Origin of the sequence: Marinobacter sp. tcs-11, from assembly GCF_002049515.1 — a bacterium.
GTDB lineage: Bacteria > Pseudomonadota > Gammaproteobacteria > Pseudomonadales > Oleiphilaceae > Marinobacter > Marinobacter nauticus.
In genome coordinates this window covers 108371-130982 of the sequence record NZ_LLYU01000003.1, presented here as the reverse complement: position 1 = coordinate 130982, position 22612 = coordinate 108371, and the positions used below count along the sequence as shown (strand labels likewise).

The 22612-nt window shown below is 58.3% G+C and carries 20 protein-coding genes; 7 read left to right on the top strand and 13 right to left on the bottom strand.

The window, feature by feature from the left end; all coding sequences use genetic code 11:
- Position 1: 1 nt before the first annotated feature.
- Positions 2-1729, bottom strand: a complete 1728-nt coding sequence (locus ARC85_RS05010) for an alkaline phosphatase D family protein (RefSeq protein ID WP_199452894.1) — start codon at positions 1727-1729, stop codon at positions 2-4.
- A gap of 211 nt (positions 1730-1940) precedes the next feature.
- Positions 1941-2552 (bottom strand): Yip1 family protein, encoded by a 612-nt coding sequence (locus ARC85_RS05005; RefSeq protein WP_199452892.1) that lies wholly within the window; start codon positions 2550-2552, stop codon positions 1941-1943.
- 260 nt (positions 2553-2812) lie between these two features.
- Here ARC85_RS05005 and ARC85_RS05000 point away from each other — a divergent pair, with 260 nt between their 5' ends.
- Entirely contained in the window at positions 2813-3616 is an 804-nt protein-coding gene (locus ARC85_RS05000) for a dienelactone hydrolase family protein (protein WP_199452890.1), read from the top strand.
- A 62-nt stretch (positions 3617-3678) separates the two neighbouring features.
- Here the strand turns inward: ARC85_RS05000 and ARC85_RS04995 are convergent, their stop codons facing one another.
- The 5 genes from ARC85_RS04995 to cysZ all read right to left on the bottom strand — a co-directional run bounded on the left by ARC85_RS04995 (position 3679) and on the right by cysZ (position 10756).
- Entirely contained in the window at positions 3679-3885 is a 207-nt protein-coding gene (locus ARC85_RS04995; RefSeq protein ID WP_008172950.1) for a cold-shock protein, read from the bottom strand.
- 260 nt (positions 3886-4145) lie between these two features.
- Positions 4146-4526: a fluoride efflux transporter CrcB gene (crcB, locus tag ARC85_RS04990; RefSeq protein ID WP_114433684.1), complete on the bottom strand. Its 381-nt coding sequence runs from the start codon at positions 4524-4526 to the stop codon at positions 4146-4148.
- A gap of 14 nt (positions 4527-4540) precedes the next feature.
- A complete protein-coding gene (locus tag ARC85_RS04985; protein WP_199452888.1) occupies positions 4541-6988 on the bottom strand; it encodes an acyl-CoA dehydrogenase in 2448 nt (815 codons plus the stop codon).
- 138 nt (positions 6989-7126) lie between these two features.
- Positions 7127-9988, bottom strand: a complete 2862-nt coding sequence (gene rapA, locus ARC85_RS04980; RefSeq protein WP_199452886.1) for an RNA polymerase-associated protein RapA — start codon at positions 9986-9988, stop codon at positions 7127-7129.
- Positions 9989-10006: 18 nt separating this feature from the next.
- A complete protein-coding gene (gene cysZ / locus ARC85_RS04975) occupies positions 10007-10756 on the bottom strand; it encodes a sulfate transporter CysZ (protein WP_011787023.1) in 750 nt (249 codons plus the stop codon).
- A gap of 95 nt (positions 10757-10851) precedes the next feature.
- On the opposite strand from cysZ, the gene ARC85_RS04970 reads away from it, so the two are divergent.
- Positions 10852-11256 carry a VanZ family protein gene (locus ARC85_RS04970; RefSeq protein WP_199452884.1) on the top strand — a complete coding sequence of 135 codons (405 nt, stop codon included), beginning with the start codon at positions 10852-10854 and terminating at the stop codon, positions 11254-11256.
- Between the two features lie 463 nt (positions 11257-11719).
- On the opposite strand, the gene ARC85_RS04965 is transcribed toward ARC85_RS04970, so the two are convergent.
- The gene (locus tag ARC85_RS04965) at positions 11720-12376 is read right to left on the bottom strand and encodes a 50S ribosomal protein L11 methyltransferase (RefSeq protein WP_286714423.1); all 657 of its coding nucleotides are present in this window, start codon (positions 12374-12376) and stop codon (positions 11720-11722) included.
- Positions 12377-12490: 114 nt separating this feature from the next.
- Between ARC85_RS04965 and mnmH the strand changes: the two genes are divergently transcribed.
- The 5 genes from mnmH (at position 12491) to ARC85_RS04940 (ending at position 17055) form a co-directional block, all read left to right on the top strand.
- The gene (gene mnmH, locus ARC85_RS04960) at positions 12491-13594 is read left to right on the top strand and encodes a tRNA 2-selenouridine(34) synthase MnmH (RefSeq protein ID WP_273031742.1); all 1104 of its coding nucleotides are present in this window, start codon (positions 12491-12493) and stop codon (positions 13592-13594) included.
- A gap of 133 nt (positions 13595-13727) precedes the next feature.
- Positions 13728-14561: a mechanosensitive ion channel family protein gene (locus ARC85_RS04955; protein WP_011787027.1), complete on the top strand. Its 834-nt coding sequence runs from the start codon at positions 13728-13730 to the stop codon at positions 14559-14561.
- Between the two features lie 161 nt (positions 14562-14722).
- On the top strand, positions 14723-15280 hold the full coding sequence (locus ARC85_RS04950; RefSeq protein ID WP_113879125.1) for an aminoacyl-tRNA deacylase: 558 nt from the start codon (positions 14723-14725) through the stop codon (positions 15278-15280).
- A gap of 77 nt (positions 15281-15357) precedes the next feature.
- Positions 15358-16653 (top strand): FAD-dependent monooxygenase, encoded by a 1296-nt coding sequence (locus ARC85_RS04945; RefSeq protein ID WP_286714422.1) that lies wholly within the window; start codon positions 15358-15360, stop codon positions 16651-16653.
- Positions 16654-16689: 36 nt separating this feature from the next.
- Positions 16690-17055, top strand: a complete 366-nt coding sequence (locus ARC85_RS04940; protein ID WP_113879123.1) for a histidine triad nucleotide-binding protein — start codon at positions 16690-16692, stop codon at positions 17053-17055.
- A gap of 64 nt (positions 17056-17119) precedes the next feature.
- Here the strand turns inward: ARC85_RS04940 and ARC85_RS04935 are convergent, their stop codons facing one another.
- The 5 genes from ARC85_RS04935 to pstC all read right to left on the bottom strand — a co-directional run bounded on the left by ARC85_RS04935 (position 17120) and on the right by pstC (position 22552).
- A complete protein-coding gene (locus ARC85_RS04935; protein ID WP_278351010.1) occupies positions 17120-18142 on the bottom strand; it encodes a CNNM domain-containing protein in 1023 nt (340 codons plus the stop codon).
- A 101-nt stretch (positions 18143-18243) separates the two neighbouring features.
- On the bottom strand, positions 18244-18966 hold the full coding sequence (gene phoU / locus ARC85_RS04930) for a phosphate signaling complex protein PhoU (RefSeq protein ID WP_278351009.1): 723 nt from the start codon (positions 18964-18966) through the stop codon (positions 18244-18246).
- Positions 18967-18997: 31 nt separating this feature from the next.
- The gene (gene pstB / locus ARC85_RS04925; RefSeq protein WP_206853723.1) at positions 18998-19885 is read right to left on the bottom strand and encodes a phosphate ABC transporter ATP-binding protein PstB; all 888 of its coding nucleotides are present in this window, start codon (positions 19883-19885) and stop codon (positions 18998-19000) included.
- Positions 19886-19896: 11 nt separating this feature from the next.
- Positions 19897-21171 (bottom strand): phosphate ABC transporter permease PstA, encoded by a 1275-nt coding sequence (gene pstA / locus ARC85_RS04920; protein WP_114433676.1) that lies wholly within the window; start codon positions 21169-21171, stop codon positions 19897-19899.
- Positions 21164-22552 carry a phosphate ABC transporter permease subunit PstC gene (gene pstC / locus ARC85_RS04915; RefSeq protein WP_011787035.1) on the bottom strand — a complete coding sequence of 463 codons (1389 nt, stop codon included), beginning with the start codon at positions 22550-22552 and terminating at the stop codon, positions 21164-21166. Before pstC ends, pstA begins: the two co-directional genes overlap by 8 nt.
- Positions 22553-22612 lie beyond the last annotated feature (60 nt).

The following is a 22612-nucleotide window of genomic DNA, read 5'->3' as shown; positions in this document are numbered from 1 at the left end:
GCTATACCGGATCGACCGTTCGATTCCCGGCGCCCGGCAAGCTCTTCCGCGCCGCGGACCGGCTGTTATCAACGGTGTATTCCCGGCTCTTGACGGTATCCACGAAATACCAGTTGGCCCGGGCTTCTTCCTGTGTGAAGGTAACCACCATATAACCACGTTGATTGATGTTCAGGTAGTCCAGACCATCCACCAGCAGGCCAATGCCCTGCTCCGCATCGGCAATCATGGCATCAGGCAGTCCCAGATAGTCCTCCAGTCCGGGCGAAGACACTGAGGCGGTGGCAAATTCCACACCCACCTGGTTGCCATTCATATCTTTCAGGTTATTGGCCCAGGCGTTATGTGTGTCTCCGGCCAGCACCACCAGGTTTTTGTCGAGTTGCCGCGCCATGCCCAGAACGACTTCTCTTTCTGCCTGATAGCCGTCCCAGGCGTCGAGATTGTAGGGTGCGGCTGTGCCGATTCGGGCTTCCTGCTCTTCCGTCAGTGGCATACCCTGCAGCTGCATTCCTTTTAATGTCGCGAGTTCTTGAAGTGTTGCCGGCAAATCGTCAAACGTTTCAGTGGCAATCGCCAGCAGCAACTCAGCAGGCAGATCCATACGCCCCATCAACACCTGCTGTCCCAGCACCTGCCATCGCCCGGTCGACGTGGCCAGCTTGTTCTGCAACCACAGGCGCTGTTCAGCGCCCAGCAGTGTCCGGTTTGGATCGGTCACATCGGCCGTGAATTGATCCACATTCAGGCCGGCTTCGCTAAGATAGTTCAGGTAATCCAGTTGCTGATCGCGCCCGATAATGCGCGTATCCAGCATATGCAGATCCACCAGATCGCCAAAGCGGAAGCTGCGATAGATGGCCTCGTCGTTGCCTTCGATTACCGGCCGGATCGGCATCCATTCGAAGAAGGCCTGCAGAGCAGCCAGTTTGCGTTGCTCAAAATCGCCTTCAGAGTCATCGTGATTTTCAGCACCATTGCGCCAGGTGTCGTTGGCCACTTCATGATCGTCCCACACCACAATGAATGGTAGCCGCTGATGTGCCAGCTGCAGGTCCGGATCCTCCCGGTAAATGGCATACCGGCGGCGGTAATCGGCCAGTGTCAGCAACTCCCGGTTATTGTTCTCCGGGAAGGTACGGCCCAACTCCTGAGCGTCTTCCGAGGCATAGCTGTCCGGGTCACTGCTGTACTCATAGATATAGTCACCGAGGTGAACCACAGCATCCAGGTCCGTCTGGTTTGCCACTTCCCGGTAAACGTGGAAGTAACCGGCCGGGTAGTTCGAGCAGGACACCACGGCCAGTCGAACCTGCTCTACCGCCCCTTCCGGCAAGGTAGACGCGGCACCTACGGGAGAGGTGGCACCAGAAGAGCGGAAACGGTAGAAGTAGCGCTGGCCCGGAATCAGCCCCTGGGCATCCACCTTGATGGTGAAATCATGGGCGTCGGTGGTTTCGGCGGTTCCTGAGCGCACCACCGAGGCAAACTCCGCATCGGTGGCGATTTCCCAACCTACTTTCACCTTGCTGCCGCGCTCGGGCACGGCCCGGGTCCAGAGAATAACGCTGTCCTGTAGCGGATCACCACTGGCCACACCATGGGTAAAATCAACCCGCCGTTTGTCGTCGCTGTCCAGCACACACCCCGCCAGGCCGCTGGAAATCGCCACCGCCCCCATACCCAGTGCCGATGCTTTCAGAAAATCCCGTCTCGTCAGTCTAGCCATTGTCCACCCCTGTCATGTTCGTCATATGCTTTTTATCGTGCCCGGAAACCAAAACCGGTTGGCCTGAAAAGCTAGACCAGAGATATGAAGAACGCGTTGCCGGATTGCGACAGGGCTGTGGCAAATTCCGACAGGTGCATCGCAAGCAGACGGCAGTCACAAAAAACGGGAGCCGAAGCTCCCGTTTTGTCAGAGTGAACAACGTTTTTGGCTAGCCGCTGACGAACACCGGCCCGAGCCCCAGGTTCCAGAGAATGACGGAACCGACTCGGGTGGATACCAGGATCACCAGTGCCACCGTGAGCAGAGCCCCTCCGTACATGACCGCCCGCTCCTTCTCGATGCCCATGACGATCGGCAAGCCGTCGTACATCAACCAGGCGCCATAACAGGCCGCTGCCAGGAACACCACCGCATTGAACCAGGGTACCGGGTACAGCAGCGCGAAACCGGCCAGGAACAGTGGAGTGCAGGAATAGGCAGCCAGGGCAATGCCGTTGGAGGGCACGTGTTCTTCCTTGGCGCCATAGGTTTTCGCCATCCAGTTAATGGCATAACCCAGGGCAAAGACGCCAACCAGCATGGCGAGGTAAGTCAGAACACTCATCTGGAGCGCGCTGATTTCGGTGAGTTTGATCAGTCGTTCGTTACCGATAGACCAACCAAAATGGGCCGTCGAGATGTAAGCACAGATCGGCGCTATGGCCGCCAGAATGACTACGTACGCCACATAAAGACGAGTTGGATGTTCGTGTTCTTTCTTAATGGATACCCACTCATCTTCCGGGTGGGTGAAGAGACCAAACGCATGGGACAGAAGCATAAACCACCCCCTTTATTGCTGTTGTTGGTATGGGTGGATACGGTGCCCGAACCATTTCGGACTTAAAACCGTTCCTGCTCTTAACTATAGTCAAGAATCAGATTCGGGAAAGCCGGCATTGATGCTCTTTACTTATCAGATCTGGCCTATAAGACCGTTTAGTTCTGAAAATATGGCATGCCTCCAGGCCTGCATCGGTTTTCTGGCTGCCAACGTAACCATGGAAGTGTCACCAACCCTGGCAAGGAGTACCAAACGCGATGATCCGTATCAGAACCGCAGTACCAACAGCAATCCTCTCTCTTTTTATGACCAGTACACAGGCGCTTGCCGAAATGCAGACCGAAACCATTGAATACACCGTAGATGGCGAAACCTTCACCGGCTACCTGGCCTGGGACGACGAGTTCGACCAGAAACGCCCCGGCGTGCTGGTAGTACACGAATGGTGGGGCCACAACGACTTTGCCCGGGAACAGGCAGAAAAGCTGGCGGCCTCCGGCTACACCGCCTTCGCACTGGATATGTATGGCTCCGGCAAGCAGGCCGACCATCCGGATACCGCCCAGAAGTTCATGCAGGAGGCGACCCGCAATATGGAGCAGGTCAAAGCCCGCTTCCTGAAAGCCAAGGAACTTCTGCAGAACCATGACAGCGTGGATCCGGACCGTATTGCCGCTCAGGGCTATTGCTTCGGTGGTGCCGTGGTCCTGAACATGGCTCGCATGGGCGTGGATCTGGATGGCGTAGTCAGCTACCACGGTGCCTTGGGCAGCCCGCTGCAGGCCGAAGCTGGCACGGTGAAAGCAAGAGTGCAGGTTTACACAGGCGGCGCAGATGACATGGTTCCCTCGGAACAGGTGGCCGGGCTGGTTCGGGAAATGCAGAATGCCGAAGTGGATCTGACGCTGGTCAGCTTCCCTGGCGTGAAGCATTCCTTTACCAATCCCAATGCCGATAAGGTGGCGGCAGAGTTCGACATGCCAATCGCCTATGATGAAGCGGCTGCGCGGCGCTCATGGCAGGGCACCATGCGCTTTTACGAGGAAATTTTCGGGGAATAAACAGGCAACAAAAAAGGCAGCCTCGGCTGCCTTTTTTGGGTTATTGCTGAATCCTCAGGGGATTACAGAGCAACAACGTTCTCCGCCTGAGGACCTTTCTGGCCCTGAGTTACGGTGAACTCGACCTGCTGGCCCTCGGCCAGGGTCTTGAAACCAGAGCCCTGAATGGCGCTGTAGTGAACGAATACGTCCGGGCCGCCTTCACGAGTGATAAAGCCAAAGCCTTTTGCTTCGTTGAAGAACTTAACAGTACCGGTAGTAGTAGACATACTTAAACTTCCTGAAATCAATCATATTATCTGCTGCCACACACTCATAGGGTGCTGGTCAGCGTGTAACGGAAAAACAGAACTCGCGGGATCAAAAACAGGACGGTCACTACTAACTGCGGAGGTACGTCTTATTCATGAACTGCTTTACTGATTCTTTCCTACGAACCCACTCTACTCTGGAATTTCGGGCTTGCCAAGCGTAATTTCAATAATTTGTGTAGGTAGTGATACCCACAGATTCTGACTGGCCCGCAGGCTTACCCACGCACCAGGGAAAAGGTCAGAAACCCGAGTGCTGTCATCAGGATAGAGCCAACCACGTGGGCCAGAATTCCGACCAGGGCCATGCCCCACTTGCCTTCCTGAAGCGCGGCGAACATCTCCAGCGAGAAGGTCGAGAAAGTCGTCAGGGCGCCACACAAACCTGTCACCGCAAACAGACGCCATTCCGGCGAAAGCACACTGCTCTGGCTGAAAAAAGCCATCAACAGGCCAATCAGCCAGCCACCACTAAGGTTGGCAACCAGTGTGCCCCAGGGAACGGCGTGATAACTGGCATTGAGCCATAGCCCAAGACCCCAGCGCAGGTTGGCGCCAATGACGGCGCCAACGCTGACTGCAAGAACCGACCACCACATGCTACCCGGCCGCCTCAGGCCGGGTTGTGGTCGATCAGGGTTTCCCGGTTACGGGCAAACTCGTCAAACGGGAAATCATCCACGGTGAGCATTTCCAGCACCACCTCTTCATACTGCCGCATGAAGTCGGCCTCCTCCTTGCTGAATACGCCCGCCTCCAGGGCCGCCTCGAAACGCTCTTCCGGGTGCAGTGCGGTCATCGGCAGTTCGCCCTTGGCGTAAGCCTTGGTGACTTTACGATATAGCTGCTCGGCCTTGTCGTAGTCCTTCAGCAGACCGTTATAGCGGGCGACCGGATTTTCCACCGTGCCTTCGCCGTCGGTGGTCCAGGCACCAGCCATCAGCTTGTTGCGAACCGGAGTATCCGTGGTGATGGAACGGGCCAGCTTGCGCGCCAATTCATCATGGGGCGCATCCCAACGGCATCCCAGCGGCAGGGTGATAGCCCGCAGCGCCAACGCCACCGGCCGGTTCGGCAGGTTCTGGAGGAACTCGTCCAGCGCCAGCTCGGTGCGATGCAGCAGGTAGGCCAGGCTGTACTGCATCAGCTCTTTCTCGCCGTCCACCGGCTGGGTTTCGTGCCAGTTCTTCAGCACCATGGAAGCCAGGTACAGATTCGCCAGCATGTCACCCAGGCGTGCCGAAATCAGCTCACGCATTTTCAGCTCACCACCCAGGGTTGTCATGGCCGCATCGGCACACAGGCCGAAGGCAGAGCTGAACCGCGCCAGAGCCTGGGCATATTTGCGGGAGGCACTGTCGAACGGTACATCAGCCTTGCCCAGCCCCAGTGCCTGGGTAAAGGCACGGGCCGCATTACCAAAGATCAACCCGGCATGACCAAAGAAGGCCTCATCAAACGCCTTGATATCATCATTGTCCTTCGCGGCAAGCTCTTTCAGCACGTACGGATGACAACGGATGGCGCCCTGACCGAAGATCATCAGGCTGCGGGTCATGATATTGGCACCCTCAACGGTGATAGACACCGCCGCACCGCTGTAGCCGATGCCCAGGTAATTACGGGGACCAAGGGTCACCGTTTTACCGCCGTGCACATCCATGGCATCGGTCAGAATTTCACGCTGGAACTCAGTCAGGTGATACTTGAGGATGGCCGAAGGTACTGCCGGCTTCTCGCCCCGGTCGATCATGTTGGCGGTGTGATTGACCGCCGCCTGAGCAATGTAGGTTTTAGCCGCAATGCGGGCCAGCGGGGCTTGTACCCCTTCCATTTCCGCCACCGGCGTATTGAACTGACGCCGGATTCGGGTAAAGCCACCGGCCGTGCCCACAGCATAGGCGGCGGCGCCGGCCGCACCGGACGGCAGGGTGATACAGCGACCTACCGAGAGGCATTCAACCAGCATACGCCAGCCCTGACCGGCCATTTCCTGGCCACCAATGATGTAGTCCAGCGGAATGAACACATCCTTGCCCTTGATCGGGCCGTTCATGAACGGGGACCCAATCGGGCAATGGCGCCGGCCGATTTCCATGCCCTCGGTATCCCGGGGAATCAGCGCACAGGTAATGCCATAATCTTTGGTCTCGCCCAGCAGGCCGTCGGGGTCAAACATCCGGAAGGCCAGCCCGACCACGGTGGCCACCGGCGCCAGCGTAATCCAGCGCTTTTCAAAGTTCAGGCGGATACCCACCACTTCTTTACCATCCACTTCCTGCTTGCAGACGATGCCGGTGTCTGGCAGCGAAGTGGCATCAGAGCCGGCGCGAGGCCCGGTCAGGCCAAAACAGGGGACTTCCCGGCCATCGGCCAGTCTCGGCAGATAATAGTCTTTCTGCTCCTGGGTACCGTACTTCACCAGCAGCTCGCCCGGGCCGAGGGAGTTGGGCACCCCGACGGTGACCATCAGCATTTCGTTGGCGGCCAGCTTCTGCAGCACTGCAGTCTGGGCCTTGGCGGAAAACCCGAGGCCACCGTATTCCTTCGGAATGATCATGCCGAAGAACTTCTCTTTCTTCAGGAAATCCCAGAGCTCCTTGGGCAGATCGGCACGCTCAACCGCCAGATCCCAGGCGTTACACATGGAAATGGCCTGGGTGCACTGGTTGTCGACAAAGGCCTGTTCTTCCTCACTCAGACCGGTGTGACGGTTAATCAGCAGGTTGTGCCAATCCGGGCGGCCGGTAAACAGTTCGCCATCCCAGCCAACGGTGCCAGCTTCCAGGGCTACTTTCTCAGTGTCAGACACCTTGGGCGCCACCTTCTTGAACATGGCAAACACCCGCGGGGTGAGCCAGCTCTGCCGGAACTGGGGCAGACCCGCCAAAGCAGTAATGGCCGCACCAGCCAGCAGTACAAAGGCAAGCCAGCCAGAGGCCATAAACAGGGACAGCACACCCACCACGACCATCACGCCAATGGCGGGCTTGGCACCGGATTCCCGGCGCATCACGTACAACAGGCCGGCCAGAGCCACCAGAAAAAGAATCAAAGTCATCTCAGGATCTCTCTGTCTTCCATGGATTGGAGTCTCCGGCCAGTGCCGGAGCCCTTTGACTACACTTCGTTACGTTCAACTTACCCTAACAGATGTCTGTTCGCCAGATAATGACCGGCGCTCAGTCGGTTAGCACCATTACGATGTGACAATCACCCGGATACCTTCCAGGGCCAGAGACGCATGTTCTACGGCACTGCGAGCGGCCTCCAGCTGGCTGCGCAGGAAGTCGATTTCTTCGTTGCGGATGGCCGGGTTCACTTTCTGCAGTGCTTCCAGACGCCGAATCTCCGGTATGAAGCTGTCATCTACCCTCGCCAGCGCCTGTTCGCGGAGCGGAGACAGATGCGGCTCCGCCAGTGTCTCGGCGTGGTCGACCATGGTTTCCACCTCGGCCCGGATTTTCGGCACGATGGCCTGGGCCGTGCGTCGACGGATATTGGAGCAAAGCTCATTCAGCCGTTCATGGGGCAGAGCCTTGGACAGATCCCGGCCATTCACATCCACCACCAGGCGCAGGGGTGAAACCGGCAGGTATCGGGTCAGCTGAAGGGATTCGGGCGCCGGACAGTGCACCGCGAATACGGCTTCCAGCAGCAGCGTACCCGGTGGCAGGGCCTTGACCGAAAGATTGGCCAGGGCAGCCTTGCCCAGCCCGGAGCTGTTCACCGAATCCATCACGCCGGTGACCATTGGGTGCTCCCAGCTCATGAACGCCATATCTTCGCGCTGCAACGCCTGCTGACGATCCCAGGTAACGGTCAGCCCGTCTTCGGGAAGCTCCGCCACCAGGCCGGCCTGGAACTGCTCGCCAGGCTTCAGGATATCCGCGTGCTCACTATGGTCTTCCAGGTCAACGCCGAGGATATCGAAAGCCTGAATCATGTAGTCCCGGACTTCAGCGGCGTTCTCCTCTTCCTCGATCCCGGCGATCAACGCCTCAGCCTCATCAACACGACAGGAATTCAGTTCAATCAGCGCGTCCCGACCGTTGTGCAGCATGTCTTTCAGGCGCGCCGTCTCGGCTGCACTGGCCGCCAACAAAGGCTCCAGCTCGCTCTCGTCACCGCCCAGGGCCTGCTGCCACTGGTCATGAACGTGTTCCTGAACGGCAACCCCCACCGCGCAACTCTCGGCAAACGCATTCAGCCCTTCCTGGAACCAGCGGTACTGAACCTCCTGACTGGTTCCCTGAAGATAGGGGATGTGAATACGGATCGCTTCGGTCTGGCCGATCCGGTCCAGGCGACCAATGCGCTGTTCCAGCAGGTCCGGATTGGCCGGCAGATCAAATAGCACCAGATGGTGGGCAAACTGGAAGTTGCGGCCCTCGCTGCCGATTTCCGAACAGATCAGCGCCTGTGCCCCCTGCTCTGTATCGGCAAAATAAGCCGCGGCCCGGTCGCGCTCAATCAGACTAAGGTGTTCGTGGAAGGCTGCACTGCGAATACCGGCCCGTAACTGCAGATAATGCTCAAGTGCCATGGCCGTGCTGGCTTTGGCACAGATCACAACCACCTTGGCCGGGCGCAGGCTGACCAGTTTCTTCTCCAGCCAGCTCACCCGGGGATCCTGGGCCAGCCAGTCTTCTTCATCCACTGCCTGCTCAGGCGCCAGCCCGGTGACACCGTATTGATGGTGTTCATACAGGTCCGGGCACGGCAGGGGTTCCGGTAACGGCTGTCGCTCCGGGAAGCCCTGAATGGCGGCCCGGGTATTCCGGAACAACACTCGCCCGGTGCCGTGACGATCCAGCAACGCATCGATCACCGCCTGGTGGGCATCATCCCGGGCCAGCAATTCGTCCAGCTCATCTCCCAGCCAACCGGCCAGGGCCTGCCGATCGTCTTTTGAGATAGTATCCGGCGCCTGCTGCAGGCGCCGAACCACCTGATTGATCACTTCATAGTGCTGTTCTTCTTCCCGGAAGGTCTCCAGATTGTGGAACCGGGCCGGGTCGAGCAAGCGCAGGCGCGCAAAGTGGCTCGCCACGCCGATCTGTTCCGGTGTTGCGGTCAGCAGCAGCAGGCCCTGGCTGGCACCGGACAACTGCTCAACCACATCGTATTCCGGGCTGGACTGTTCCGGCGACCAGGCCAGGTGATGAGCTTCGTCCACCACCATCAGATCCCAGCCCGCCGCCACCGCATCTTTGCGGGCCTTCTCGCTGCGCACCAGGAAGTCGAGGCTACACAGCACTAACTGGTCAGACTCGAAAGGGTTAACCGCATCGTCATCGCCAAAAATATGGTTAACCAGAGCGTCGACATCATCTTCTTCGGCCTTGAGGTCGTCGTACCGGGCCTGATCAATAATGGAAAAGCGCAGATTGAAACGCCGAAGCATTTCCACTAGCCACTGGTGGATCAGAGAATCGGGCACCACAATCAGCGCCCGGCGGGCTCGACCGGTCTGCAGCTGATAATGGAGAATCAGACCTGCCTCAATGGTTTTTCCCAACCCTACCTCATCGGCCAGCAACACCCGGGGGGCATGCCGACGCGCTACTTCGTGGGCAATGTAGAGTTGGTGTGGCAGGTGCTGGGTGCGTGCCCCAATCAGCCCCTGGGCCGGCGACGCCCGCAGACGGTCCATGTGCTGCAGGGTGGCGACGCGTAGCCGGAAGGCACCGTTGCGGTCAAACTGGCCGGCAAAGAGGCGCTGATGGGGCGCGGAAAAGTTCACAGAGCCCGCCAGCTTAACCTCGGAAATCGGCTGGATATTCTCACCGTCATCGGCGTGGTACACCAGAACGCCATCGAGCTCTTCCACTGCCCGCACGGTATAGCGCTCACCGTCAAAGGTCTCTATTTCCTCGCCCTGTTGATACACGATCCGTGACAGGGGCGCATTATCGATGGCATAGGTGCGCTCTTCATCGGCAGCGGGGAACCCCAGGGTGACTCTGCGCCCCGAGATGTCCGTTACGATACCCAGACCCAGGGCAGTATCGCTGTGGCTGACCCAACGCTGGCCGATGACAAATTCCGATGTTTCCAAGAAACCTCCGATGACTGATTACTGAGTGTTTGAACCGTTTTCCCGAACCCAATAGGCCGTTGCACCACACACCGCCGCTGGCACCACAAACAGGTTGAGCACCGGCACCATCGCCGCCAGGGCAACCGGCAGGCCGAAACCGAGAGCCGACAGCCGGGTATCGCCCAACAGTTTACGAAGAGCCGGAAAGCTGACCTTGTGATTGTCGGCCGGATAATCCACATACTGCAGCGCCATCATCCAGCTGTTGAACAAAAACCAGAGCACAGCGGCCACCAGGTTGACCACAGGAATCAGGCCAATAATGAACAAGCCCAGGGCCCTGGGCAGGTAATAGGCAATCTTCTGAACCTCCCGCCAGAGCGCGCGGGGAATGTCCTTGATAATGGCGGACCAGCTATCGTCCGTAGACACTTCCTGGCCAGTCAGCTGTTTCTCGGTGAGTTCTGCCAGATAGCCGTAGAAGGGAGAGCCGATCAGGTTGGCCACGATCACAAAGCCATAGGCCAGCATCAGCAGAATCACCACGCCGTACAGCAGCCAGAAAAGCCAGTCGAGTGCCTGCAACCAGGCCCAGTCTGGCAACCAGGCCATGGCCGCGGCGATCATGGCGGTGAACAGCTCGGCCAGAAAATAGAACAGCAGACCGAAAAGCAGAATGTTGATGATCAGCGGAATGACCACAAACAACCGGAGGCCCGGCTGGCGAATCAGCCCGAAGCCTTCCCCCAGATAGCCCAGTCCACGAAAAAAGTTACCCTTGAGCATTACTGGTGTTCCTCCGCTGCCATGACAATAACGGGGCGCAAAGCATATCATGTCGAAACCATTCCCACAGCCCGCGAGGACGCCTGGATTCCACTATGCCCCGCATCCGTTCCATTATTGTTTCCATTCTGACCATGCAACGGCTCTGGCAGGCAGCACTGTTTGTTTCCATTGCTGCGATCCTTTATCTGGCTACCACCAGCAACAGCTACCCCATCCCCGCGGCGCCCAATGACAAGATCAATCACCTGATTGCCTTTCTGGAGCTCACCCTGTTGACCCGCCTGGCATGGCCGCGGCTTTCGGTGCTCTGGTACGCCCCCGCCTTGCTGGCTTTCGGCCTGATACTGGAGGTGGTGCAAGCCAACCTGCCGTACCGGGATTTCTCCCTCGCGGATCTGACAGCGGATGCCGTTGGCATCGGCCTTGGCCTGCTACCCTGGCCTGGGTTGCGACTGGCTCAAGAATCGGATTTGCGAAAATCGCCCGAATCTTTGTGAGATATTTCCTACATACCTGTAGGAACTCCCTGTGATATCTCGTACGCAGTCTGTAATTCCAGTTACAAACCAAAGTCTACATGAATGATTTGTAACAACTTTCCCATGTTTGACGAGTTCGGCAACGCGTTCTGCGTGCATAGTTCACACGTTTGTAAAGCTGGCATTGGTAATATGAACACCGTCAAGGATGACAGGGAAAGGACGACGCACTGGATGCACCCCGGCACGGACTGCGGGGAGAAGCAGGGACACAGGGACGCTTCGCTTAAGGGATAACGAATCGGATCGCCGGCTCGGATGCTGGCACCAGGGAACGGCAGCAAGGAATGGCAACACGGCAGTTGCCCATCGCGCACGGAGGCGCCAACCTGTTCCGAATCTGAACTGCCCCGGATGGCGGTTCAGTACCTGTTCAAGGGCAGCTTGATGGCTGCCCTTTGTTTTTTCTGGCCAGAAAAGCTCAGTCACCGCCGGCCAGATAGATCCTCACCTTGTTGAATTCCTCAAACTCATTCAGATCCGGCCAGGTTCTGGCTTCGATCACAGCCTGCTGCACATAACCGGAATGACCAAGATCCTTCACTCGCGAATCCGCCAGCAGCACCTGGGGCGCGGCTGCTTCGAAGGCCGCCAGTAACGGGCGATTTTCAGGGTCGTACAGAACATCCGCAGCGGTAATCAGGTCGACGCTCCCGGGCCGGTTTGCCCAGTCGTCACACAAATCAACCGTCACATTATTCAGTCGGGCATTGGCAGCCGCGGCATCCAGCGCTGCCGCGTCGATGTCGCAGGCTATGGACCGGGCAGCACCGGCCAGTGCGGAGGCGACAGCCACTACCCCTGAACCGGAGCCAAAATCCAGCACGGTCTTGCCAGCCACCACGTCCGGATGCTGCAGAATCCACCGGGCCAGCACCTGCCCGCTGGCCCAGCAGAACGACCAGTACGCCGGCTCGGCCACCACAGCCTGAGCTTCATCATGGCTCAACGGCCCATCCAGCACCCCCGGGTCGAACAGATACAGCTGGATATCCGGGCAGCCCGCAGGCGCCGAAACCGCCACCCGGCCTCGAGTCAGGGTTTTCTGAAGATGCCGATTGAGAACATCGGGGCTCATAATTTTCCCTCGCCAGTGCTGAAAGGACTTGGGATTGTACCCTTGTCCGGGATGCCGGGATATCGCCGGTTCGGTATACTGCCGCCTCACCCTGAATCACAGTGATCCGTTGATATGGCCAGCAGACCCGATACCGACGACTACCTCAACCTGTTCCTGAACGATGTGCCGCTGATGGACGTCCGGGCGCCGGTGGAATTTGCCAAAGGTAGCTTCCCGTCTGCAGAAAACGCCCCGCTGATGAACGACGAAGAACGGCACCGGGTGGGCATCTGTTATAAGGAAAAGGGCCAGGACAAGGCCATTGAACTGGGGCACCAGTTGGTCTCCGGCGACATCAAGGCCCAGCGAATTGAAGCCTGGAAGCGCTTTGTGGCACAACACCCGGAGGGGTATCTGTTCTGTTTCCGGGGCGGATTGCGCTCGCGCCTGACCCAGCAGTGGATCAGGGACTCCGGCATCGACTACCCGCTGGTGAAAGGCGGCTACAAGGCCCTGCGTCGCTTCCTCATTGACAGCCTGGAAGCACAGATCGAATCAGGTCAGTTCCGGATTCTCAGCGGCCGCACCGGTACTGGCAAGACCCGGGTACTGATGCAACTGCCCAATCCGGTCGATCTGGAGGGCCTGGCGAATCACCGGGGCTCCAGCTTTGGCCGGCAGGTAACTCCCCAACCCTCCCAGATCGACTTCGAGAACCGGCTGGCGGTGGCCATGCTCAAGGCCAGCCACCAGGTGGGAGGGCCAATCTACCTTGAAGACGAAAGCCGCCTGATTGGCCGCTGCGCCCTGCCGGAAACCCTTCGGGCCCGGATGTCTGAATCACCCCTGCTGATTCTGGAACAGGCCATGGAAGAGCGTATTGCCATCATCCGGGCCGACTACGTTGAAGGCATGCTGGCCAGTTACCGGGCCAGGGACGGTGAAGACGCCGGCTGGCTGAATTTCCGGGACTACCTGTTGAGCGCCATCGACCGCATTCGCAAACGCCTGGGCGGCGAGCGTTACCAGAAACTCCGTAACCTGATGCTGCAGGCTCTGGATCAACAGGAAGCCAATGGCTCCCTGGAAGGGCATCATGGCTGGATTGAGGCCCTGCTGACCGACTACTACGACCCCATGTACGACTACCAGCTTACCCAGAAACATGGCGAAATACTGGTACGGGGCGGCCCCGAAGTCATCACCGAGTGGGCCAGATCCCGCACCAGCACGTAATCTTGGGCGTTGGCAGTAATGCCGTGTACAACTTTCTCTGCTATATAGTTGGTTCAGACAAATCCCGCTGAACCACGTCATTTGTCGATAAGAACTCACTCAGAAAATATTAACGATCAAGGAGTTTTTCCCTATGGAAGAGTTATTCGGTGCTAACGGGCAGGCCTCTGAATGGGCGGATCAGGCCATTGCCCTGATCATGGCTTATGCCCCAAAGGTTCTGCTGGCGATTGTTACGCTGATTATCGGCCTCTGGCTGATCAACCGGTTCGTCAGGGTGCTGGACAACCGCCTTGGCAAAAAAGATCCGACCCTGAACAAGTTTCTCTGTGGCCTGATCAGCGCCATTCTGAAGATTCTGCTGCTGATCTCCGTCGCCTCCATGGTGGGCATCGCTACCACTTCGTTTGTCGCCATCATCGGTGCCGCCGGCCTGGCGGTGGGCCTGGCCCTGCAGGGCAGCCTGGCCAACTTTGCCGGTGGCGTGCTGATCCTTATCTTTAAACCCTTCAAGGTCGGCGATGTTATTGATGCCCAGGGCTTTCTGGGCTCGGTGCGGGAAATCACCATCCTCTACACCATTGTCGACACCTTCGACAATCGCCGGATCGTGATCCCCAACGGCCAGCTTTCCAACGCCAGCCTGACCAACCTGAGCGCCTACGAAACCCGCCGCTGCGACATGAGCTTCGGCATTGGCTATGGCGATGACATCGACAAGGCCAAGGCCATCTGCAAACGCCTGATCGAAGAGGATGAGCGCGCCCTGAAAGACCCGGCGCCGCTGATCGTTGTTGGCGCCCTCGGCGAGAGCTCGGTAGATCTGACGGTGCGCGCCTGGACCAAGGGCGCCGATCTGTGGCCGTTCTACTGGGATATGCAGGAGCGGGTGAAAAAAGCCTTCGACGCCGAGGGTATTTCGATTCCTTTCCCGCAACGGGACGTGCACATGTACAAGGCTGATTAAACGGAACCATTTCACATGGAAACATCCGGTAACTCGCAAAGTGCGTATCCTGAACTAAGCTGACGACAAGGCGGGGTAAAAACCCCGCCTGCCATCGGGGCCCGGCCCGGGAAAGGCGGATGGCTCCACAACACTGTCGATGCTGTCAGGAGGTTGTGAACATGCCGGCAAAGCAGCTGAAAACATTTCTGGATGAGGCAGGTGTTGACTACATGTGCCTCTCTCACCCCCCAGCCTTCACCGCCCAGGAACTGGCCCATCACGTCAAGATCGCCGGGGATCGGGTAGTCAAAACCGTCATTATCGAACTCGATGGCAAAATGGCCATGCTGGTGATGCCGGCCACCTGGCGTATTCGCTGGGACAGACTGAGCAAGATTCTGGACACCGATTTTGTCGACCTGGCCGACGAACAGGCCTTTCAGGATCGCTTCCCCGATTGCGAAGTGGGCGCCATGCCGCCGTTTGGCAATCTCTTTGGCATGAGCGTTTACTGCGCCGAGGCTCTGACCGAACAACCGGAACTGGCCTTTGCCGCCGGCAGCCACAGCGAATCCATTCACATGAACACCCGGGACTTCCTGAGCCTGGTACAACCCATGGTTATCAACCAGGGCTTCACCCGTCCGGGCGCCCGCAAACCGGCCTGGCTGGTCCGCAACCCCCGCCGCTCCAGCAACCGTGAGGAAGCAACCGCTACCTCCATAGCCGGCTACTGATCCACCCGGGATTGACCCCGGTCGCTTGTCTGCAGCACGGCATCGCGTAAACTGAGGCCAGCAGACAGGAACCGGATATGACACAGACCTTTGACACCATCATCGTAGGCGCCGGCATGGTCGGCGCCGCACTTGCCACCGGGCTGGGCCAGCAGGGCATCCGCGTGGCCCTGATCGACCAGGCTTCCCCCGCCCCCTATCAGCCAGACAGCCACCCGGATATCCGGGTATCCGCCCTCAGCGCCGGCAGCGAACGCTATCTGGCCAGCCTGGGTGCCTGGCCACGAATACTGACCATGCGCGCTACCCCATATTGCCGCCTGGCGGTCTGGGACGAAACACCAAATCCGCTCAAACGACTGATTCCCCAAAGCCTGACTGAGGTGGAATTTGACGCCAACAGCCTGAGCGCGCCACATCTTGGCCATATCGTTGAAAACAGCATTACTCAACTGGCCCTGTGGCAAACTGCCGAAACGGAACCGGATGTCACCCTGATCACAGGCCACAGCGTTCGGGATCTGGTCCAGAGCGCAGAGTACGCCACGGTGACCCTGGATGATGGCCGCCAGTTGCAGGCCCAGCTGGTGGTCGGCGCCGATGGCGCTATGTCCCGGGTGCGGGAATTGGCAGGTATCGGCGTTACCCGGGATCAGTATGAGCAGCAGGCCATGGTGATTTCGGCGCGCTATCGGGGCGGCGTGGAAGACATTACCTGGCAGGGCTTTTACCCCAGCGGCCCCAGGGCCTTCCTGCCCCTGCACAGCGCCGGCGAGCAACACCCCGGAGAGAGCTGGGGCTCCCTCGTGTGGTACGACCACCCGGCCCGACTGGACGAACTCAAGGCCATGGACGAACAGCAACTGATGGCTGATATCCAGCAGCATTTCCCCGAACGACTACCGGAACTGACCCACATTGACGCCAGGGCCAGCTTTCCCATCGCCCGCCAGCATGCCAAGCACTATTACCAGAACCGGGTGGTGCTGGCAGGCGACGCCGCCCACACCATCAATCCGCTGGCGGGCCAGGGCGTCAATCTGGGCTTCCAGGACGCCCAGTGCCTGCAGGGCGTGCTGAAAGAAGCCCGGCGCGGGGGCGAAGACCTGGCCAGTGCGCACTGGCTCAAACTCTATGAACATCGCCGCCGGCCCGCCAACCAGCGGATGATGCTGACCATGGATCTGTTCTACCACCTGTTCAGCAATGCCATTCCGCCGGTGCACCTGGCCCGCAATCTCGGGCTTGGCGCGGCCCGGGTACTGCCGTTCGCACGCAATCGCGTCGCTCGCTACGCCATGGGCCTGGATGAACAGTTGCCCGCGCCGATTCAACAAATCGTTAATCGCCTGCCCGGCCTGGGTGGCCTATAGTGGCGTACGCGCATTTACTCGACACAAGGAGCCGTTATGTCTGAAACCATCTTCACCAAGATCATCAACCGGGAAATTCCCGCCGACATCGTGTACGAAGACGACATCAGCCTGGCCTTCAAGGACATCAATCCACAGGCCCCGGTGCATCTGCTGATCATTCCGAAGAAAGCCATTGCCACCATCAATGACATTGAGGAAGACGACCGTGAGCTGGTCGGCCATCTTTACTGGGTGGCGGCAAAGCTGGCCAAAGACATGGGCTTTGCCGACGATGGCTACCGGGTAGTGATGAACTGCGGTGAGAATTCCGGCCAGACCGTGTTCCACATTCACCTGCATCTGCTCGCCGGCAAGCCCCTGGGCTGGCCGCCATACACCGACAAGATGAAACAGGCCTGAGCATCCTTCTCACAGACTTGTCTCACAGAATGACAAAGGGCAGCACCGAGGCTGCCCTTTTTGGTTACTGTACGGCCGACCGCTTCAATCGTCGGCTCCAACGCTGTTTGGCATAGCGGCGCAGGTTGGAGACATTATCGGTCTCATCCATGATCTCCGTACCCAGCAGGGTTTCCAGAATATCCTCCAGAGTCACCACCCCAAGCCAGGTCCCCAGTTCGTCGTACACCACCGCAATGTGCTGGCGCTCCCGCAGCATTTCCGAAAACAGAAATTCGATGTTGGTGTTGGCTTTTACCTGCTTGATCTGGCGCAGCCGGCTTTGCAGGTCGTCATCGTCGCTCATGCTGATCAGGTCTGCCCGATGCACGTACCCCAGAGTCTCCCCGTCTTCATCAATCATCGGGTAGCGTGAAAACGGCGACTTCATCACTTTATCCCGGAATTCCGGCACGGTGGTGTCCGGATCAATAAATTTGCACACCGTGCGGGGGGTCATGATGGAACTGACCTTGATCTCGTGGAAACGAAGTACGTTGTGGATAATCCGGCGCTCTTCCTCATCCAGAGCCTGCTGATCACGGCCGATCTCTACCAGCGCACTGATTTCCGCCCGGATGTCGGTATCGCCGTCACCCGGGGCAATCCTGCGCGTAACCTGCTTCGACAGCCAGACAAACGGCAGCAGGGCTTTCATCATGAATCCCAGCACAGCCGGCAGCGAAGGGGCGATCACACGCCAGTACTTGGCGCCGATGGTTTTCGGGATGATTTCCGAAAAGATCAGTATCGCCAGGGTCATCGCCGCTGACGCAGCACCCAGCCAGACCTCACCGAAGACAACCGCCACCTGGGCTCCCACGCCGGTAGCGCCGGCCGTATGGGCAATGGTATTGAGGGTCAGGATTGCGGAAAGCGGATCGTCGATTTCATCCTTGAGCCGGCGCAAGCGTGCGAACAGTTGTGGACGATCATTTTTCAGGGACGCGATGTAACTGGGCGTGATAGACAGCAAAGCTGCTTCGAGGATAGAACAGATAAACGAAAAACCGATGGAGATAATCGCGAATGCGACAAGGAGAATCATAGGGCCTCAGACGTGGATTTGTCCCGGCCATGATAGCGTAACTGCTGGCCGGAACAAGGGGGAAACTGCCACCAATGGCAGCAGTTTCACAAGGTCACGGGTCAGCGGCTGACCACCCGCTCTGCTTCCTCCATCGGGGTATGGCGAACGTCTTCGCCCTTGACCATGAAGATCACGTTCTCGGCAATGTTACAGGCATGATCCCCCACTCTTTCCAGGGCACGAAGCACCCACATCACCGACATACAGCGGGAGATATTCCGGGTATCTTCCATCATGAAGGTCAGCAGGGTACGGGCCGCAGCCTGGTACTCTTCATCCACCCGTTTGTCTTCTTTCATGATCCGCAGTGCCTGTTCGGAATCCAGCCGGGCAAAGGCATCCAGTGAGTCATGCAGCATGGTCAGCACGTGGGTACCGATGTGGCGAATTTCCACATAGCCCCTCGGCGCCTGACCTTCTTCCGTCAGCTTGATCGCCATTTTGGCAATCTTCTTGGCTTCGTCACCGACCCGTTCCAGGTCAGCCACCATCTTGATCACTGAAATCACCAGGCGCAGGTCCCGTGCCGTAGGCTGACGACGGGCGATGATCAGGGTCGCCTCTTCGTCCAGATCCACTTCCATCTTGTCGACTTTCTTGTCGTTGGCCCGCACTTCCTCGGCCAGATGGCCATCACCGTCTACCAGGGCCTGCACCGCCCGTTCAACCTGGGTCTCCACCATTCCACCCATCTTGAGGAACTGGGTCTTCAGCTCCATCAGTTCATCATTGAACTTGTGGGAAATGTGATCCCCGTAAACATCGTCCTTTTTTGTAGGCATAGTGTCTGTCTCCGTTATCCCCGAACACGTATCAGCCGAAACGGCCGGTAATGTATGACTCCGTCAGCTCATGTTCCGGAGAGGTGAATACTTTGTCGGTCTCGTTCACTTCCACCAGATGGCCAAGGTGGAAATAGGCGGTGCGATGAGACACCCGGGCCGCCTGCTGCATGGAGTGGGTCACGATGACAATGGTGTAGCTCTCGGACAGCTCCGCAATCAGCTCCTCCACCTTGGCCGTGGCAATCGGGTCGAGCGCGGAACAGGGCTCGTCCATCAACACCACTTCCGGGCTCACGGCAATTGCGCGGGCAATACACAGCCGCTGTTGCTGGCCGCCGGACATACCGGTAGCGGTGGCATCCAGACGATCCTTCACTTCGTTCCAGAGCCCCGCCTTGCGCAGGCTGTTCTCCACGATGTCATCCAGATCCGACTTGCGATTGGCCAGGCCATGGATACGGGGGCCATAGGCCACGTTATCGTAGATCGACTTGGGGAACGGATTGGGCTTCTGGAACACCATGCCCACGCGGGCACGCAACTCCACCACATCCCGCTTGGAATCGTAGATGTCCTGATCGTCCAGCTGCAGCGAGCCCTTGACCCGACAGATGTCGATGCTGTCGTTCATGCGGTTCAGGCAACGCAGAAAGGTGGACTTACCGCAGCCCGAAGGCCCGATAAACGCAATCACCTCATTGCGGGCAATGTCCAGGCTGATGTTCTTGATGGCCCGGTCTTCACCATAGAAAACCTCGACGTTGCGCAACTTGAACTTGGGATCGTCGGCAAACGGCGTTCCGACCGTTTTACCCTCTTCAATCACTGTCTCTGCCGGTCGTTCGTCCTGCACCGGAATGGCCTTCTCTTCGGGCACATCAGCCTCACTGGTTACCGTTGTATTCAGGGTATTCATATAACTCCTCCTCACCACCGGCGCTCAAGACGCTTACGAAGCCAGATGGCCAATGCATTCATTCCAATCAGGAAAGTCAGCAGCACCATGATGGCTGCTGACGCTCGTTCGATAAAGGCAAGCTCCGGGCTGCCGGCCCACAGGAACACCTGTACAGGCAATACCGTGGCGGAATCGAAGAAACCATCGGGCACATCCACGATAAAGGCCACCATGCCAATCAACAGCAAGGGTGCAGTCTCTCCCAGGGCCTGGGCCATGCCGATGATGGAACCGGTCAGCATGCCAGGCATGGCCAGCGGCAGCACATGGTGCAGCACCACCTGCATCTTGGAGGCACCGATGCCCTCGGCCGCCTCACGGATGGAAGGCGGCACACTCTTGATCGCCGCACGGCTGGAAATAATGATAGTGGGCAGGGTCATCAGGGTCAGTACCAGACCACCCACCACTGGCACCGAACGCGGCATGCCGAACAGGTTGATGAACACGGCCAGACCCAGCAGACCGAAGATGATTGAGGGTACCGCCGCCAGGTTGTTGATGTTGACCTCAATGAAGTCGGTCAGTTTGTTCTGGGGCGCAAACTCCTCCAGATAGATGGCCGCAGCCACCCCGATCGGGAACGACAGCGCCAGAGTCACAACCATGGTCAGCAAAGAGCCAACAATCGCCCCGAGAATGCCGGCACGGGACGGATCCCGGGAATCGCCCCGGCTGAAAAACACGTCATTGAAACCGGTATCCACCACGCCGCGCTCGTACAATGTATCTATCCACGCCTGCTGCTTCTCGTTCAGCTTGATGGAGTAGTTCTCATCCCCGGCATGTTTGACGTACACATCCACATCGGTATGGGACAGGAAGGTCATGGTCTGGGTGGTATTAAGCAACTCCGGGTTTTCCCGAAGCGCATCCCGCAGCTGATTGGAGGCATAGGGGTTGATCAGATCTCGGACATCGTCCCTGTCCGACTCCCCGGCTTCCGGGATTTCTTTCATCAAGGCGCGGATCAAGGGCTCGACAAAATCGGCCATTTTCATCTGGCGTTCGTCGGACGCGTCGTCCAGATACATGGCCTCACCGTCGATATCCACCTCCAGGGTAACGGTGGTTTTGATAAAGGCGGTATGGCCCTTGCCAATAATATCGGCAAACAGGATCACCAGAGCCGACAGGGCAATGGCGATGGCAGCGATACCATAGGCACGGAAGCGGCGTTCCTTGCGGTAACGGCGCTTGAGTGACTGGCGGACAAGTTCCGCCTGTGAACGTTGATCAGTCATACTGTTCCCGATATTTGCGGACAATTTTCAGAGCAATAACGTTAAGCAGGAGCGTGGCCAGGAACAGCATCGCACCCAGGGCGAAGGCGGCCAGAGTTTTGGCGCTGTCGAACTCCTGGTCACCGGTCAGCAGGGTGACAATCTGCACGGTTACGGTGGTCACCGATTCCAGCGGGTTAGCGGTCAGATTCGCCGCCAGGCCTGCAGCCATCACCACGATCATCGTTTCACCGATGGCCCGGGATACCGCCAGCAGTATCCCGCCCATGATCCCGGGCAACGCCGCAGGAAAGATAACCTTTTTCATGGTCTCGGACTGGGTGGCGCCGAGTGCCAGCGAACCATCCCGCAGTGTTTGCGGCACGGCGTTGATAACGTCGTCGGAAAGAGAGGAAACGAAAGGAATAATCATGATGCCCATCACCCCACCGGCTGCCAGGGCACTTTGGGAAGACGCATTGATACCCAGGGAAGCGGCAAAATCACTGATAAACGGCGCCACCGTCAGGGCGGCAAAGAAGCCGTAAACCACAGTCGGAATACCCGCCAGCATTTCCAGCAGCGGCTTGAAAATACCCCGTACCCGCTTGTTGGCATACTCAGACAGATAGATGGCCGATAAAAGCCCTACCGGTACCGCAACCACCATGGCAATGGCAGAGATCAGGAGCGTGCCTGTAAACAGGGGCACCATCCCGAAGGCGCCCTCGGCTGCCACCTGATCGGCGCGCAACGCCGTCTGGGGGCTCCATTGGGTGCCGAAGAAAAACTCAAAGAAGGAAATCTTCTGGAAGAAACGGAAGGTTTCAAAGGCAACCGAAAAGACAATGCCAACCGTGGTGAGGATCGCCAGCGCAGCGCAGGCGAAAAAGATCCATTTCAGGGTGGTTTCAACCTGGCTCCGGGCATTCAGCTTCGGGCTGATCCGGATCCAGCCCAAAAAGCCGGCCAGCACCGCAACGGCAACAACCAGAACCGACATGTAGAGCCGACTTTGAGCACGCAACGCCTGCAACCGCTCGGCTGCCTCGGCAATCGGAGCCTCGACAAAGCCCGGAGGCAGGGCGCCACTGGCCACGTTGCTGATTTTGCTGAGCAGCAGACTGGCTTGCCCTGCCCCTTCCGGCACCAGGTCTGGTGGCAGGGAGCCGATCACCAGCAACTGAATGACTTTACCCTGAAATGCCGCCCACAGTGCCAGCACAATCAGTGCCGGAATGCCGCACCAGAGCGCAGCACGGGCTCCGTAATAGAACGGCAGGGATTTGAGATGCCGGATACCACCCATCGGCATGGCCAATGAGCGGGAGCGGGCATATCCAAGACCATAAGCCACCACCACGAAGGCAATGACCAATAGCATGAGGTTAGCCGGTTGCATGAAAATTCCTGTTTGACACGTTTAGCAGGTCACAAGTGTAAAGCGTAAAAAACCAATTCG

Bases quoted from the DNA above. Each gene is read 5' to 3' on its own strand.
- pstC (WP_011787035.1), bottom strand. From the start codon at position 22,552: ATGCAACCGGCTAACCTCATGCTATTGGTCATTGCCTTCGTGGTGGTG.
- ARC85_RS04945 (WP_286714422.1), top strand. From the start codon at position 15,358: ATGACACAGACCTTTGACACCATCATCGTAGGCGCCGGCATGGTCGGC.
- crcB (WP_114433684.1), bottom strand. From the start codon at position 4,526: ATGTGGTGGTCGGTTCTTGCAGTCAGCGTTGGCGCCGTCATTGGCGCC.
- pstA (WP_114433676.1), bottom strand. From the start codon at position 21,171: ATGACTGATCAACGTTCACAGGCGGAACTTGTCCGCCAGTCACTCAAG.
- ARC85_RS04970 (WP_199452884.1), top strand. From the start codon at position 10,852: ATGCCCCGCATCCGTTCCATTATTGTTTCCATTCTGACCATGCAACGG.
- ARC85_RS04940 (WP_113879123.1), top strand. From the start codon at position 16,690: ATGTCTGAAACCATCTTCACCAAGATCATCAACCGGGAAATTCCCGCC.
- mnmH (WP_273031742.1), top strand. From the start codon at position 12,491: ATGGCCAGCAGACCCGATACCGACGACTACCTCAACCTGTTCCTGAAC.
- ARC85_RS05005 (WP_199452892.1), bottom strand. From the start codon at position 2,552: ATGCTTCTGTCCCATGCGTTTGGTCTCTTCACCCACCCGGAAGATGAG.
- ARC85_RS04950 (WP_113879125.1), top strand. From the start codon at position 14,723: ATGCCGGCAAAGCAGCTGAAAACATTTCTGGATGAGGCAGGTGTTGAC.
- ARC85_RS04965 (WP_286714423.1), bottom strand. From the start codon at position 12,376: ATGAGCCCCGATGTTCTCAATCGGCATCTTCAGAAAACCCTGACTCGA.
- ARC85_RS04955 (WP_011787027.1), top strand. From the start codon at position 13,728: ATGGAAGAGTTATTCGGTGCTAACGGGCAGGCCTCTGAATGGGCGGAT.
- cysZ (WP_011787023.1), bottom strand. From the start codon at position 10,756: ATGCTCAAGGGTAACTTTTTTCGTGGACTGGGCTATCTGGGGGAAGGC.
- ARC85_RS04995 (WP_008172950.1), bottom strand. From the start codon at position 3,885: ATGTCTACTACTACCGGTACTGTTAAGTTCTTCAACGAAGCAAAAGGC.
- ARC85_RS05010 (WP_199452894.1), bottom strand. From the start codon at position 1,729: ATGGCTAGACTGACGAGACGGGATTTTCTGAAAGCATCGGCACTGGGT.
- pstB (WP_206853723.1), bottom strand. From the start codon at position 19,885: ATGAATACCCTGAATACAACGGTAACCAGTGAGGCTGATGTGCCCGAA.
- phoU (WP_278351009.1), bottom strand. From the start codon at position 18,966: ATGCCTACAAAAAAGGACGATGTTTACGGGGATCACATTTCCCACAAG.
- ARC85_RS04935 (WP_278351010.1), bottom strand. From the start codon at position 18,142: ATGATTCTCCTTGTCGCATTCGCGATTATCTCCATCGGTTTTTCGTTT.
- ARC85_RS05000 (WP_199452890.1), top strand. From the start codon at position 2,813: ATGATCCGTATCAGAACCGCAGTACCAACAGCAATCCTCTCTCTTTTT.
- ARC85_RS04985 (WP_199452888.1), bottom strand. From the start codon at position 6,988: ATGACTTTGATTCTTTTTCTGGTGGCTCTGGCCGGCCTGTTGTACGTG.